Source organism: Neobacillus drentensis NBRC 102427 (assembly GCF_001591445.1).
GTDB lineage: Bacteria > Bacillota > Bacilli > Bacillales > Cytobacillaceae > Neobacillus > Neobacillus drentensis.
Window position 1 is genome coordinate 44,349 of record NZ_BCUX01000004.1, and the last position, 12,970, is coordinate 57,318.

The window sequence follows — 12,970 nt, forward strand, 5'->3', positions numbered from 1 at the left end:
GAGGAGTCAAAACTATGCAAACTGCAAGAGTTTTAAAAGAGAGTGAATACACTAGTGATATAACACTACAACAGGAACCAACCGAATTAAAACGCGGCTTAAAATCTCGTCACCTAACGATGATTTCCCTCGGTGGAACGATTGGAACAGGCCTTTTTCTGGCAAGTGGCGGTGCAATCCATTCAGCGGGACCAGGCGGTGCAATCCTTTCCTACCTCGTTATTGGTGTCATGGTATACTTTTTGATGCAAGGTTTGGCAGAAATGGGTGCCTATATGCCTGTTGCCGGCAGTTTTAGTACGTATGCAACGAAATTTGTCGATCCTTCCCTTGGTTTTGCCCTAGGTTGGAACTATTGGTATAACTGGGCCATTACAATTGCAGCAGAATTAGCTGCTGTTACGATGATCATGAAATTTTGGTTTCCAAATACACCTTCATTCATTTGGAGCGGTATCTTTTTAGTGATTATGTTTCTCTTAAATTATCTTTCGGTTAAAGGCTTTGGAGAAGCAGAATATTGGTTTTCCTTAATTAAAATAGTCACTGTCATTATTTTTGTCATTACTGGTACATTAATGATTTTTGGAATTATGGGTAATGAAGCGGTCGGCTTTAAAAACTTTACGATTGGTGATGCTCCCTTCCACGGCGGCTTTTTATCGATGTTAGGTATCTTTATGGCTGCAGGCTTCTCCTTCCAGGGAACCGAACTATTAGGGGTTGCTGCCGGGGAAACGGAAGATCCGAAGAAAGCCATTCCACGCGCAGTGAAACAGGTGTTCTGGCGTATTTTGCTATTCTATGTATTGGCTATATTTGTAATCGGATTGCTTATTCCATATACAAACGGGAATTTAGCCAATGGTGATATAACCGTTAGCCCATTTACGTTAGTGTTTCAAAAAGCAGGGATCGCTTTCGCGGCTTCAATTATGAATGCTGTTATTCTTACGGCTGTATTATCAGCAGGAAATTCAGGAATGTATGCGTCCACTCGGATGCTTTGGGATTTGGCTCGTCAAGGCAAAGCACCAAAATTCCTTGGAAAATTAAACAAAAGAGGTGTTCCTGTTAATGCTTTAATTGCAACTACCTTAGTTGGAACACTAGCTTTCCTTGCTTCCTTCTTTGGAGATGGAACAGTTTATGTTTGGTTGTTAAATGCCTCAGGTATGTCTGGTTTTATCGCATGGCTTGGTATTGCTATATGTCATTATCGTTTCCGCAAGGCATTTATTGCCCAAGGCAAAGACTTTAGCTTGTTACCTTATAAATCGAAATTCTTTCCATTTGGTCCGATTTTTGCCTTTCTAGTCTGTGGATTTGTTGTTTTAGGACAAAATTATTCTGCTTTCATGGGTGACCACATCGATTGGAATGGTGTTCTAGTTTCATATGTCGGACTGCCATTATTCCTTATTGTATGGTTAGGATATAAATTCACTAAGAAAACGAAAGTTATTCCTTTAGATAAATGTGATCTAAGAAATTAATTTATAAAAAATAGCACGCGAAAAATTTCGCATGCTATTTTCTTACTTAAATAAAAAACAGACTCCATTGAAGAGTCTGTTATTAAGTATTACGCTTTCTTTTCCTCTGATGACCAAATGTATAAGTCTTCAATAGAGCAATTTAATTCTCTTGAAATTGTCATTGCCGTATTTAAATTCATTACTTTTTTGGACAAGTAGTCGTTGAGTTGAGTTTGAGGAATACTTGTATTCCTTTCTAAACTTTCCAAGTCCATGCCCTTTTTTGATAATAAGGCTTTGAGGTTACTCTTTTTTGCTTTATAATTTGTCAAAATGACACCTCACTTTTTTAAAAGTATAACACAATTAGTTCGTAATTGAAAGGAAGAACGGTTTACCCTTTCCTTCATTGCTTATGTTATACTTAATAATGAATAGGCAAAGGAGTTGTTAATTATGAAAAGCTCAAACAATCAATTTAAAAACGGACAGTCAGTTAACATTAAAGAAACTGGCGAGGTCGTCACCATTTTAAAATCACAATATGTTAAAAACATGAAAAGATATTCTTATATCGTTAAGGAACATCCAGAAACTTTCTTTTTTGAAGAGGAATTAAAGGTTCTATAATAAATGAAAAAAAGAGAAGGTCGATTCACTGAATCGGCCTTCTCTTTTTTTCTATTAAAATTCAGCGTTCCCTGTTGTTCTTGGGAATGGAATAACGTCTCTAATATTAGTCATTCCAGTTAAGTACATAATTAAACGTTCAAAGCCAATACCATAGCCGGAATGTTTTGTACCGCCATATTTTCTTAATTCTAGGTACCACCAATAGTCTTCTTCATTCATTCCAAGCTCATTAATTTTCCCAGCCAAAATCTCTTCACGTTCTTCACGCTGACTGCCGCCAATCAATTCACCAATACCAGGTACAAGTAAATCTGTTGCTGCTACTGTTTTGTTGTCCTCATTTAATCTCATATAGAAGGCTTTGATTTCTTTTGGATAGTCTGTAACAAATACTGGACGCTTGAAAACTTTTTCACTTAAATAACGTTCATGTTCAGTTTGCAGATCAAGACCCCATTCGACCGGATAACCAAAGGATTCTCCAGACTCCTTTAAAATCTCAATCGCTTCCGTATACGTCACACGGCCAAAGTCTGCTGTATACGCATTATTAAGGCGATCTAATAACCCCTTTTCAATAAAACTGTTAAAGAAGTTCATTTCTTCAGGCGCTTGTTCAAGTACATATCCGATCACATATTTCACCATTTCTTCAGCTAAGTCCATAACATCTGGAAGTTCAGCAAAGGCAAGTTCCGGTTCTACCATCCAAAATTCGGCTGCATGTCGGGCTGTATTGGAATTCTCTGCTCTAAACGTTGGGCCAAAAGTATAGACATTCCGGAATGCCAATGCAAACGCCTCAGCCGAAAGCTGTCCGCTCACAGTTAGATTTGTTTCTTTATTAAAGAAATCCTTGGTTAAATCCGTTTTGCCCTCTTCATTTTTTGGAAGATTGTCCATTTCCAGGGTTGTTACTCGGAACATTTCACCTGCACCTTCTGTATCACTGCCGGTGATAATTGGTGAGTGAACATACACAAACCCTTTATCTTGGAAAAATTTATGAAGTGCATAAGAAGCAAGAGATCTCACACGGAAAACAGCTGAAAACGTATTGGTCCTTGGACGTAAATGGGCAATCGTTCTTAAATATTCAAACGAATGCTTTTTCTTTTGTAAAGGATAATCGACATTTGACGAACCTTCAATCACAATGTCAGTTGCTTTAATTTCAAAAGGCTGTTTTGCTTGAGGAGTATGAATAAAATCTCCTTCCACCCTAATGGAAGAACTAATTGGAAGCTTCGCAATTTCCTTAAAGTTCTCTAAATGCTCATCAAATACAATTTGCACCCCTTTAAAAAAGCTGCCATCATTTAGTTCAATGAAACCAAAAGTTTTGGAATCACGAATGGTACGGATCCATCCGGATAACTGTACTTTTTGTTCAATATAGCTTTCCGTATTTCTGTACAAATCCTTGATTAAGGCTTGTTTCATTGGTTTTCCTCCTAGATCTTATGTAAAAAAGCAAAAACCTTCCATCCCTTTTGGGACGAAAGGTAAAATTCCACAGTACTATCGTTTTTCTTTTATCCCTTCAACATTATATAAAATACCATATCAAGTAAGCAAGATTCAACAAATTTTCCGTTTGGAAACGATTTATTTTAGTTTTTCATCGATTCTTTTGACAAAATGTCATCTTGTAACCAAAAATGCTCAGAAAGCCATTTTTGGCGATCCACTAATGCTGATTCACAATTGGTAAAAAGATGATCAGTATCATACCAAATGATTTTTTTGGGAGAACTTGCAGCAGCAAAAAAAGTAACAGAATGGTCTCGTTCAATAAACTCGTCATTAGTGGCAAATTGGAAGAGTATCGATGCCGGTGCGGCATTTTTTACAAAGTTAATTGCATCTAATTTTCTAAGACTTGATATAAAATATTCAAATCGTTCAGTCGGTAAAAAACTGCGAATGATTGCTGCCATTGGATATTCACTTGTCAATTGCCATTCCGAAACCTGCCCATATCCGGATATCAAGACAAACGTTTTAATCCGCGAATCAATTCCTGATATGACGCCGCCCAAGGCCGCTCCAAAACCATGTCCAATAAATGCAATCCGTTCTTCATCCACGATCGACAGCTTACAAAGGAGAGTAACTCCCCTCCTAATATCCATTATTGTTTGAATATATTTTTGGATATCCGCTAAGGATTCAACTCTTTTTATGAACGCTTTCCTTTCATCAAATACCTGCCCCCCATACCTTTCGAAGTACGGTGTTTCGATTAAGAGTGAAATATAGCCCTTTGTTGCAAACATTTGAGCTTCGCGAAGATAAGTTTTTCTGTTTCCTTGACTAGGGTGCATAAAAATTACAGCAGGAAACGGTCCTCCTTTATCTGGAATCAATAGAAAAGCAGACACTTGTCCATTGAAAGGGCTTTCATATTTTACATCGGTAATAGAATAACCTTCTTCTGTACTAGAACTAATCACCTCAAATTCTGCTTGTGTTTCTTCTTCGTAATCAAACATCCCTTACCGCCCCCGCGAAGATTCTTTTTAATAATTTATTTGAATTTTCTGAATAAAAGAACATAAAAATTGATAAATCTCAAGGCCCTGCTTACAATTTCTCTGAAGTTTTTTAAAATTTTCAGAATATTAGCAGGAAAAGCGTAGCTAATCCTCGAAATAATAAAATACCGTTAATACTTGATGTAAGAGGAGTGTTTGATGTGGACAAGATTACATGTATTGCCTACCTTTTATACAAGTCATCTAAGAATCAAGGCATTAGGGAAAAAGCGATTCAATTATTGAATGGCGATGTGTCCATTCGCGATTTAAAAAGAAATGTATCTATTCAAGCCAATGTAATGATTGCAGAATCGTTGCTGAAAAAAAATAAAATCGATAAAGATCAAGTCCAGCTATTTGCCGAGCAATTTATGTATCAAGAAATCTAATCGATAGATTTTAGAGTTTTTATCCAATTTGTTTTTGATAACAAAAAATACCACTACCTTTTTGGGTTGTTGCAGTATTATAATAGGTGAATCCTAACGATTCCCAGAAGCGTTTAGCCTTTACATTCTCTTTTAACACACCAAGCCTAATACTCTTCTCACCTCGTTCGAGCATCTCACTTTCGTATATTGCAAATGCCTGCGCACCGAAACCATAGCCTTGATAATCACTATGTAACAGTAACAGACCAAGCCAAGGGTAATGGTCCTTCGGATTCTCTAATAAGTAATCAATTATTCCAATATAGGTGTCATCAAGCTTTATAAATGCACTGATTGAATTCGGATTTAAGAATTCCTCTTCCATGTCAGCTAGTGTTCTCGCCTCTATGCCATTTTCAAAAATGTTATATTTTCGATTTGAGTTTATCATTTCGAGTGCAATATACAGCGTTTCTTTTTTTACCACTTCAAAATACATGGAGAATGTTTGCCTCCCTATTGTTTTTTCTAAAACAATTATATCAAACCTGTATATTTTAGTAACGTTTGTCGAACAATTATCGTCATAATTATTTAACTAACCAAATACACTTAATCGTTGTGTAATTTTTGATTACACTTTTTAACATACAATTTAAAATAAAAAGGAGATTTAATTATGGTACAAGTAGAAGTAACAGTAACTTTTGAAGGAAAAAGCTATTTAACGAATGTCATTGCCAATCGGGAAACATCCGAGGACGAAATATTCCAACTTGCCTTGGAACAAGTTCAAAAACAATGGAAAAAATAACATATCAAAAACCAGCAGAATTCGATTCTGCTGGTTTTTAATTCTCTATTAAGATTATCAATTTTGCACGAATGTATGGTGCTTAGATTGATATAGGAGATTAATTATTACTTTCTAGTGAGTAAGTATTTTTAGGTGCAACCTCCATTAGTGGACTTATCCCGGTTGTCGCAATCATGTGTAGTTCATGCATCGCCCTTGTACAGACAGTATAAAATAATTTCCGTTCACTTTCTTTTTTATATTGAGAGCAATCATACAAAACAACCGCATCAAATTCAATTCCTTTAGCAAGATAGGACGGGATGACGAGAATACCTTTTTCATAGGAAATTGTACCCTTCTCTATTAGATGAAGCGGAATATCCGTTCTGAGTGCTTCAAAGGCCCTTTTGCTTTCATCTGCTGTCCTGCAGATTATGGCTATGGTTCGATGGCCTTCATTTTGGAAATCTTTAATTTTCTTAATTACTTGTTCAATTATTTCATTAGGTTTTACAATGGTTACTAACGGCTTTCTACCCGGACGGTTAAAGGGGACAATATTTTCCCCACCCTCAATCAACGAACTGGTAAAGTTAACAATTTCTTTTGTTGATCGATAGGTTTTGGTAAGGACAAACGATTCGATTGTCTCTCCTAAGATATTTAGGTCTGATAATACGGTTTCCGCACCAGTGGCACCAGAAAATATCGCTTGATTAAAATCACCGAGTAACGTCATTTTGCTAAATGGAAATAACTTTTGTATGAAAGCAAACTGTAATGGCGAGTAATCTTGCGCTTCATCAATAAAAATATGACGAATGGCAGACTTGTTCTTCCGACCTTCAATCAAATCCTGGAGATAAACATATGGCGTGGCATCTTCATAAGGAATTTCCATCTCCTTAAGTTTCCCTACTGTCTGATTGCTAATTTGCTCCCAATCTACAGGTAGGCGTTCATCCATATTTTCAGCATACTTAAAAAGCTGACGATAAATCTTAGGTATATCAATAAACCGCAAACTTTTTACTCTCACAAATAATGGTTTGAATTTTTCTTTCACGACCATTTCTGCAAGGAGTTTCTGTTCCTGTTCAAAATCATCAAATGTATTTTCAGAAAACTGATTTTTTTCCTGCAGCTTTTTAAATACCTCCATAAAATCCTCTTTATCGAGATATTGGACTTCTTCCTCCACCCAACTTCTCGACCGTTCTTGTCTAACCTTTCGCTTTAAATCTCTTAATAGCCATTCCTTAACAAGCTGCATCCGGTTTGGGATGCTAATGCCTTCTTCCAGTGAATAAAAATAGTCATGAATTTCCCTTTTAGAAATTAATACATCTCCCCTAAAAGATAAATCCCTAAAAATCAGTCCTTTTTTCACTAATCCTTGTGCATATCGATCAATGATACTTTTAAAATCAAGGCTTGCTTTAAAACGAATTCCTTCAACTCGTGTATGATATTCCTTTTCTTGATCATCCCCACTTAACAAATATTCCATTTGCGTAAAGGGATCTTCTATATGAAATTCTCTTCCTAATCGAGAATTTAAATATTCCTGGAAAGTGGATTGCTGCATATTTTCTTCACCCAACTCAGGTAATACTGTTGCTACATAGCTATTAAACAAAGGGTTCGGTGAAAATAGCATAATGTTTTCAGAATTTAATGTTCCTCGATAACGATAGAGCAAGTAAGCAACACGTTGCAGCGCAGCTGACGTTTTACCACTTCCAGCCACCCCTTGAACGATCAGTATTTTCGAACGTTCATTACGAATAATTTCATTTTGCTCTCGTTGAATGGTGGCAACAATACTTTTCATTTGAGTGCTCGCGTTATTTCCAAGCACTTCCTGAAGCATTTCATCGCCAATAGTAACCCCGGTATCAAACATTCCTTTAATTTCTGATGCCCTAATAATAAATTGACGCTTTAAGATCATTTCCCCTTCAATTGTTCCTTCAGGGGTTTTATATTGGGCAGGTCCAGGAGCGTAATCATAATAAATGCTTGATATAGGTGCACGCCAGTCATAAATCAAGAAATTTTCATCCTGTTCATCCATTAACGATGCAATTCCTAGGTATACTTGGTCGGTAGATTCTTCTCCTTCTTCTAAAAAATCAATCCGCCCAAAGTACGGGGAATACTTTAACCTTGATAGAGTTCTAAGATGTTTATCTAAATGTTTATGGGTCCGCTCCCGTTCAGAGAGCAACTCAGCCTGTTGTTTGATACTTGCTGCCGTTTCTATCATATCATCTGGTTCATCCATATTAACTGTTACGTCTTCCCAAAAATCTTTTCGAATCTCGAGAACATCAGAGCCTACTTTCCCGGCATTTATCTTTAATTTATTTATTTTTTTATCAATTTCATTTACAACCGTGGTCACTCTTCTTTGTTCCATTTGCCAGTCTTTGCTCTGTAAATCGCTCATCCAACCACTCTCCAAATAAAGTTTTGGTCATTTGTTGACAATTGAATCGTTTTGTGATAATGTTATAATAGGTTATTTTTAAAAATTAAGATTAAAAATATTTATGCCAATAGTCATTTTATCATGCTCCTTTTACATTATCAAGGAGTTTTTTGCATGTAATTAACAAACGCCCTATGGGCGTTTTTTTTGTTGTCTATCTAAATTCATTTAGTCCTCTAGAGATAGTATAGGAATAAATTTCAAAAAAAATTATAAAATCTTATTGACAGTAGATTGGCCCACAACATATAATTTATCTTGAATTAAGTTATTTTTATTTCGAGATAAAATATTAAAAAACAAACAAATTGGAGGAAAATTAAAATGACAAAAACTAAATGGGCTTTAGATGCATCTCACAGCAGTGTAGATTTTTCCGTACGTCACATGATGATTGCAAACGTGAAGGGTACTTTCAACAAGTTTGATGCCACAATTGAAGCAGATCCAACCGATTTAACAACTGCAAGCATTGAATTTTCAGTTGATACAGCAAGTGTAGACACTCGTAATCAAGATCGCGATGCACACTTGGTTTCAGCAGATTTCTTTGATGTTGAAAATCACCCAGCGATGACTTTTAAAGCAACTACAATCGAAAAAACAGATGATGGTGAATATAATGTAACTGGTGATTTAACACTTCGCGGCGTAACTAAACCAGAAACTTTCGCAGTTACATTTGAAGGCCAAGGAAAAGATCCATGGGGTAATGAAAAAGTTGGCTTCAGTGCAGAAGGCACAATCAGTCGTTCAGAATATGGTCTAGTATGGAATGCAGCCCTTGAAACTGGCGGAGTCCTTGTAGCTGACAAAGTGAAAATCAGCTTACAAATACAAGCAGCTAAAGCAGAATAATTAAGGCAAAGCACATTAAATAACAACAGCAAAAAGCCAGTCCAATGTTAGCTAAAGAGTTCCGTTTTCGGTGCTTTCTTATTAAATACACAAGATTGACGTATGGATCGCATACGTCTTTTTCTTTATTTATCCAGGTTTCTACGAAATTTCATTAACTTTGACATAGCACTTGAGGATCTGAGGATCCGCACCTATCTGTTGGGGGGCGGCAGGTTAATCACCCGAGCTAATAAATAGACGGAAAAATTCCGCTTAATTCGTAATTATTATTAAAAAAGGCTTAAATAGACGGAGAGATTCCGCCTATTGACTCGAAAAATTCGAAAAGGGAAGATTTTGCTTTGCATAACCGGAAAACCTCCGCTTATATACCCCGAAACGAGCTCCATTTTGCATTTAACCGGAAAATCTCCGCTTATTTTACTTTTACTGGTTACATTTCGGCACGTATTTTATGAAAAGCACCTAAAAAATGGAACCCTTTACAACTAAGCGACTGGATTTTTACGTTGTAGTTATTACTAAATCAATCGGTCATGTTCCACTTTCAAATACTTTGCAAGTTCTAACATACCAAATTTTCCAGCTTTCACTTCTGCCTCAGAATTATAATTCGTATTCGTATTGATATCATAAGTATAAATATCACCTGCTATATCAGGGATAAATTCGATTCCAGCCACTTGAATGTTGTTGGCCGTAAGTACTTGCTCATACTTTTTAATTATCGGGTCTGAAAAACCATCAATGATTTCAAACTTTGGTTTCGCTTCCTTCTCCTCACCAACCGGACAGAATAAATCACCAATCTGGCAGGCATCAGCCGGACATAATTGAAAACCTTCCGTTGTATCTACCTTCACAGCATAAACGAATTTCCCGCCGATAAATTCGCAGCGAGTAATAAAACTCTCCGGTGCTTGTATGTACTCTTGAATTAATGTAACACCATCCACTGGTTCTTCAAAGGCTGGCCCGTCTATATAGTTTTTTAAACCATTTAAGGATTGAAAAAGCTGCACCCCTAGCCCTTTCCCGGCTCGGTTGTGTTTTGTAATAAAAGGTTTGTCGATAAATTCCGCTGCTGCCTCAAGGATTTGATCCTTCCCGACAGCTGCAATGGTTCGAGGGGTTTGAATCCCAAATTTATTTAGTTCTAAGTATTGGATTACCTTACTAACTTCCAGCTGCAGAGCCCGTGTTCCATTAAATACCCTTCGACCATGGGCTTCAAGCCAGGCAAGAACCTGTGCAGCGAATTCAGGTGCAAAACGGTGCCCTCTTGTATGGGAGGAGGCACTCATCCGGTTATAAAAAACACCATCCGGAGGTTCTTTTGAAAGATCAAGACGTCCGCTGTCAAGATGCCATTCCTCATAGGGCACTCCTAGTTCATCTAAACGGTTTGTAAGATGAATGGTCCAGTCGCTATTTTCATGGATGATATAAACTTTTTTCAAAAGATTAGTCCCCCTTTGTGTCTATTGATAGTCTCATATATATTAAATTATAATTTTGATACGACCATTTGTGAAGGTACGATATCAAATTAAGAAGAAATCTCCAGTCTCAAGATGCCGTATCGTTTATTACTGAAAAAATCCCACCTTATTACATTGAAAGTGGGATTTTTACTCTTTATCATCTCTTTTAATTCAAGGGCGAATCGTAACTCTAGTTCCATTCGGAACCATATCAGCCAGCTGAAGAACATCCCGATTATACATTCTCACGCATCCATGTGAGACTGCTTTTCCTATCGAACTAGGATCGTTTGTGCCGTGAATCCCATAGCCCTGTTTTGATAAGGAAAGCCACAATACTCCGAATGGCCCTCCAGGATTATATTCTCGGTTTACAATCACGAAATCGCCCGTCGGAGTATTGGTCAGCATCTTCCCGACTGCAATTGGAAAAATTTTCACTAATTTTCCATTGTTGTATAAGTTAAGTCTTCGTTTTCCAACAGATATTTGAATCCAATATGGTATAGTAGACGGCTCTGGCAAACCGGGAATCTGGATTCTTTGGCCGACTTGTAAATGCCCGACCCCTGGATTCGCTGCATAGAGGCGCTGAAGGCTTATGCGATAATTAGCAGAGATAATATTCAGCGTTTCACCACGTTTAACAATATGAATCATGCAATCCCACCTTTCATCTGATATCATATGCCCATACCAGTTTGTGGTTGCTTTATTTAGAATAGTTCAGAAAACAACTGTGCAAAGGGACTCAGAATTATTCAAACCGAAAAAGCGGCGCCATGTCCTCCCTTTCGTGGTTCACGAAAAAGTAATCATTACTTGCTTTATCGTATCGATAATCATTTTTCCACTCATTTATATTAAAGGCGATATCTCTAATGGCATTTACAAACAACAGGATTTCTTCGTTAGTCAAAATCGGATGTAACGATAAACGCACCCACCCCGGTTTCTTTGACAGATCTCCCTGATTAATTTTTTCGGTAATTTGCATAGAGGATTGTTTATTAATATGAAGAAGATAGTGTCCATAGGTCCCTGCACAGGAACATCCCCCTCTTACTTGAATCCCAAACCGATCATTAAGCAAGCGGACGATAAGATTATAATGGATATTCTCAATATAAAACGAAACAATACCCAGACGATCTGTTTTATGTCCATCCAATAAATGAAGACCGGGAATCTCTACTAAGCTAGGTAATAAAATACTTAACTGTTCCTTCTCTCTTTTTATAATATTGTCCACACCCATTTGATTCTTCAAATTCAAACAAAGTGCAGTCCGAATGGCTTGTAATATTCCTGGTGTCCCACCATCTTCACGCAGCTCGATGTTCAGATGATATTGATGCTCGCCCCACGGATTCGTCCATGTCACAGTCCCGCCCCCCGGATGATCGGGGACATGATTAGCATATAATCTACGATCAAAAACCAAGACACCACTAGTTCCCGGTCCCCCTAAAAACTTATGAGGGGAGAAAAAGATGGCATCAAGTTTTTCCAAGGGATCCTTAGGGTGCATGTTGATGTTTACATAAGGAGCTGCAGCTGCAAAATCCACTAAACAGATACCGCCATGCTGGTGCATGATCTTCGCTAATTGATGATACGGGGTTTGAATCCCTGTTACATTGGAGCATGCAGTAAACGAGCCAATCTTCATGCGTCTGTTTTTGTAACGATGAAGCAGTTGTTCAAGCTGGTTAATGTCGACGCCGCCATTTTCATCAGGACTTAATACAACTACTTCACCCAGTGTCTCGAGCCAGGATGTTTGGTTAGAATGATGTTCCATATGTGTTAAAAAAATAACCGGACGCTCACTTTCGGAAAGCTGCAGACGCCCTTTCCACTTTTCATGTACCCTGATTCCAATCATCCGCTGAAACTTATTCATGACAGAGGTCATTCCAAAACCATCCAGAATCAAAGCATCATGCTCGTCAGCATTGACATGGTCCTTAATAATTTTTCTGGATTGATTATAGATTCCCGTCATCATCAAACTGGTTATATTCGATTCTGTATGTGTATTTGCCATATAAGGACCAAATACCTCAGAAATCTTCTGTTCGATGGGTCGATAAAGTCGGCCGCTTGCTGTCCAGTCCGCATAGATTATTGTCTTTTTCCCATATGGGGTAGCAAATTCTTGGTTCATCCCAATCACTTGTGAGCGAAACGGTTGAAAATATTCCTCAAGGTTATCCGGGATTCGGTAGGTTTTACTGCCGATATTAGCGGTGATCATGTGTTTCACACCTCACAATTTATATCTGTAATTAATATATGCAGGATACT

Annotated in this window: 13 protein-coding genes; 5 read left to right on the top strand and 8 right to left on the bottom strand. The window is 37.4% G+C overall.

Going from position 1 to position 12,970, the window contains the following annotated elements; all coding sequences use genetic code 11:
- The first annotated feature begins 14 nt into the window (after positions 1-14).
- Complete coding sequence (locus BDR01S_RS02325; RefSeq protein ID WP_066256427.1) at positions 15-1,496, top strand: amino acid permease; 1,482 nt, start codon at positions 15-17, stop codon at positions 1,494-1,496.
- 89 nt (positions 1,497-1,585) lie between these two features.
- Here the strand turns inward: BDR01S_RS02325 and BDR01S_RS02330 are convergent, their stop codons facing one another.
- Positions 1,586-1,810 (bottom strand): helix-turn-helix domain-containing protein, encoded by a 225-nt coding sequence (locus BDR01S_RS02330; RefSeq protein WP_066256434.1) that lies wholly within the window; start codon positions 1,808-1,810, stop codon positions 1,586-1,588.
- A gap of 124 nt (positions 1,811-1,934) precedes the next feature.
- On the opposite strand from BDR01S_RS02330, the gene BDR01S_RS25635 reads away from it, so the two are divergent.
- Complete coding sequence (locus tag BDR01S_RS25635) at positions 1,935-2,108, top strand: hypothetical protein (RefSeq protein WP_166252002.1); 174 nt, start codon at positions 1,935-1,937, stop codon at positions 2,106-2,108.
- Between the two features lie 54 nt (positions 2,109-2,162).
- On the opposite strand, the gene asnS is transcribed toward BDR01S_RS25635, so the two are convergent.
- Positions 2,163-3,554: an asparagine--tRNA ligase gene (gene asnS / locus BDR01S_RS02335; RefSeq protein WP_066256437.1), complete on the bottom strand. Its 1,392-nt coding sequence runs from the start codon at positions 3,552-3,554 to the stop codon at positions 2,163-2,165.
- Positions 3,555-3,724: 170 nt separating this feature from the next.
- Positions 3,725-4,606: an alpha/beta hydrolase gene (locus tag BDR01S_RS02340; protein WP_066256441.1), complete on the bottom strand. Its 882-nt coding sequence runs from the start codon at positions 4,604-4,606 to the stop codon at positions 3,725-3,727.
- Positions 4,607-4,809: 203 nt separating this feature from the next.
- Between BDR01S_RS02340 and BDR01S_RS02345 the strand changes: the two genes are divergently transcribed.
- On the top strand, positions 4,810-5,040 hold the full coding sequence (locus BDR01S_RS02345; RefSeq protein ID WP_066256444.1) for a hypothetical protein: 231 nt from the start codon (positions 4,810-4,812) through the stop codon (positions 5,038-5,040).
- 19 nt (positions 5,041-5,059) lie between these two features.
- On the opposite strand, the gene BDR01S_RS02350 is transcribed toward BDR01S_RS02345, so the two are convergent.
- Positions 5,060-5,521, bottom strand: coding sequence for a GNAT family N-acetyltransferase (locus BDR01S_RS02350; RefSeq protein WP_066256447.1), 462 nt, complete (start codon positions 5,519-5,521; stop codon positions 5,060-5,062).
- A gap of 180 nt (positions 5,522-5,701) precedes the next feature.
- Here BDR01S_RS02350 and BDR01S_RS02355 point away from each other — a divergent pair, with 180 nt between their 5' ends.
- Positions 5,702-5,836 (top strand): BA3454 family stress response protein, encoded by a 135-nt coding sequence (locus BDR01S_RS02355; RefSeq protein WP_066256449.1) that lies wholly within the window; start codon positions 5,702-5,704, stop codon positions 5,834-5,836.
- A gap of 100 nt (positions 5,837-5,936) precedes the next feature.
- Here the strand turns inward: BDR01S_RS02355 and helD are convergent, their stop codons facing one another.
- Positions 5,937-8,273: an RNA polymerase recycling motor HelD gene (gene helD, locus BDR01S_RS02360; protein ID WP_066256452.1), complete on the bottom strand. Its 2,337-nt coding sequence runs from the start codon at positions 8,271-8,273 to the stop codon at positions 5,937-5,939.
- Between the two features lie 366 nt (positions 8,274-8,639).
- Between helD and BDR01S_RS02365 the strand changes: the two genes are divergently transcribed.
- Positions 8,640-9,173, top strand: coding sequence for a YceI family protein (locus BDR01S_RS02365; RefSeq protein ID WP_066256457.1), 534 nt, complete (start codon positions 8,640-8,642; stop codon positions 9,171-9,173).
- Between the two features lie 524 nt (positions 9,174-9,697).
- Here the strand turns inward: BDR01S_RS02365 and BDR01S_RS02370 are convergent.
- The 3 genes from BDR01S_RS02370 to BDR01S_RS02380 form a co-directional block, all read right to left on the bottom strand.
- Entirely contained in the window at positions 9,698-10,636 is a 939-nt protein-coding gene (locus BDR01S_RS02370; RefSeq protein WP_066256459.1) for an ATP-grasp domain-containing protein, read from the bottom strand.
- A 195-nt stretch (positions 10,637-10,831) separates the two neighbouring features.
- Positions 10,832-11,320 carry a L,D-transpeptidase family protein gene (locus BDR01S_RS02375; RefSeq protein ID WP_066256462.1) on the bottom strand — a complete coding sequence of 163 codons (489 nt, stop codon included), beginning with the start codon at positions 11,318-11,320 and terminating at the stop codon, positions 10,832-10,834.
- Between the two features lie 97 nt (positions 11,321-11,417).
- Positions 11,418-12,920 carry an aminotransferase class V-fold PLP-dependent enzyme gene (locus tag BDR01S_RS02380; protein WP_066256466.1) on the bottom strand — a complete coding sequence of 501 codons (1,503 nt, stop codon included), beginning with the start codon at positions 12,918-12,920 and terminating at the stop codon, positions 11,418-11,420.
- Between the last annotated feature and the right edge of the window lie 50 nt (positions 12,921-12,970).

Excerpts from the sequence above, each read along its gene's own strand:
- BDR01S_RS02380 (WP_066256466.1), bottom strand. The coding sequence starts at position 12,920 with ATGATCACCGCTAATATCGGCAGTAAAACCTACCGAATCCCGGATAAC.
- helD (WP_066256452.1), bottom strand. The coding sequence starts at position 8,273 with ATGAGCGATTTACAGAGCAAAGACTGGCAAATGGAACAAAGAAGAGTG.
- BDR01S_RS02355 (WP_066256449.1), top strand. The coding sequence starts at position 5,702 with ATGGTACAAGTAGAAGTAACAGTAACTTTTGAAGGAAAAAGCTATTTA.
- BDR01S_RS02365 (WP_066256457.1), top strand. The coding sequence starts at position 8,640 with ATGACAAAAACTAAATGGGCTTTAGATGCATCTCACAGCAGTGTAGAT.
- BDR01S_RS02325 (WP_066256427.1), top strand. The coding sequence starts at position 15 with ATGCAAACTGCAAGAGTTTTAAAAGAGAGTGAATACACTAGTGATATA.
- BDR01S_RS02375 (WP_066256462.1), bottom strand. The coding sequence starts at position 11,320 with ATGATTCATATTGTTAAACGTGGTGAAACGCTGAATATTATCTCTGCT.
- BDR01S_RS02340 (WP_066256441.1), bottom strand. The coding sequence starts at position 4,606 with ATGTTTGATTACGAAGAAGAAACACAAGCAGAATTTGAGGTGATTAGT.
- asnS (WP_066256437.1), bottom strand. The coding sequence starts at position 3,554 with ATGAAACAAGCCTTAATCAAGGATTTGTACAGAAATACGGAAAGCTAT.
- BDR01S_RS25635 (WP_166252002.1), top strand. The coding sequence starts at position 1,935 with ATGAAAAGCTCAAACAATCAATTTAAAAACGGACAGTCAGTTAACATT.
- BDR01S_RS02350 (WP_066256447.1), bottom strand. The coding sequence starts at position 5,521 with ATGTATTTTGAAGTGGTAAAAAAAGAAACGCTGTATATTGCACTCGAA.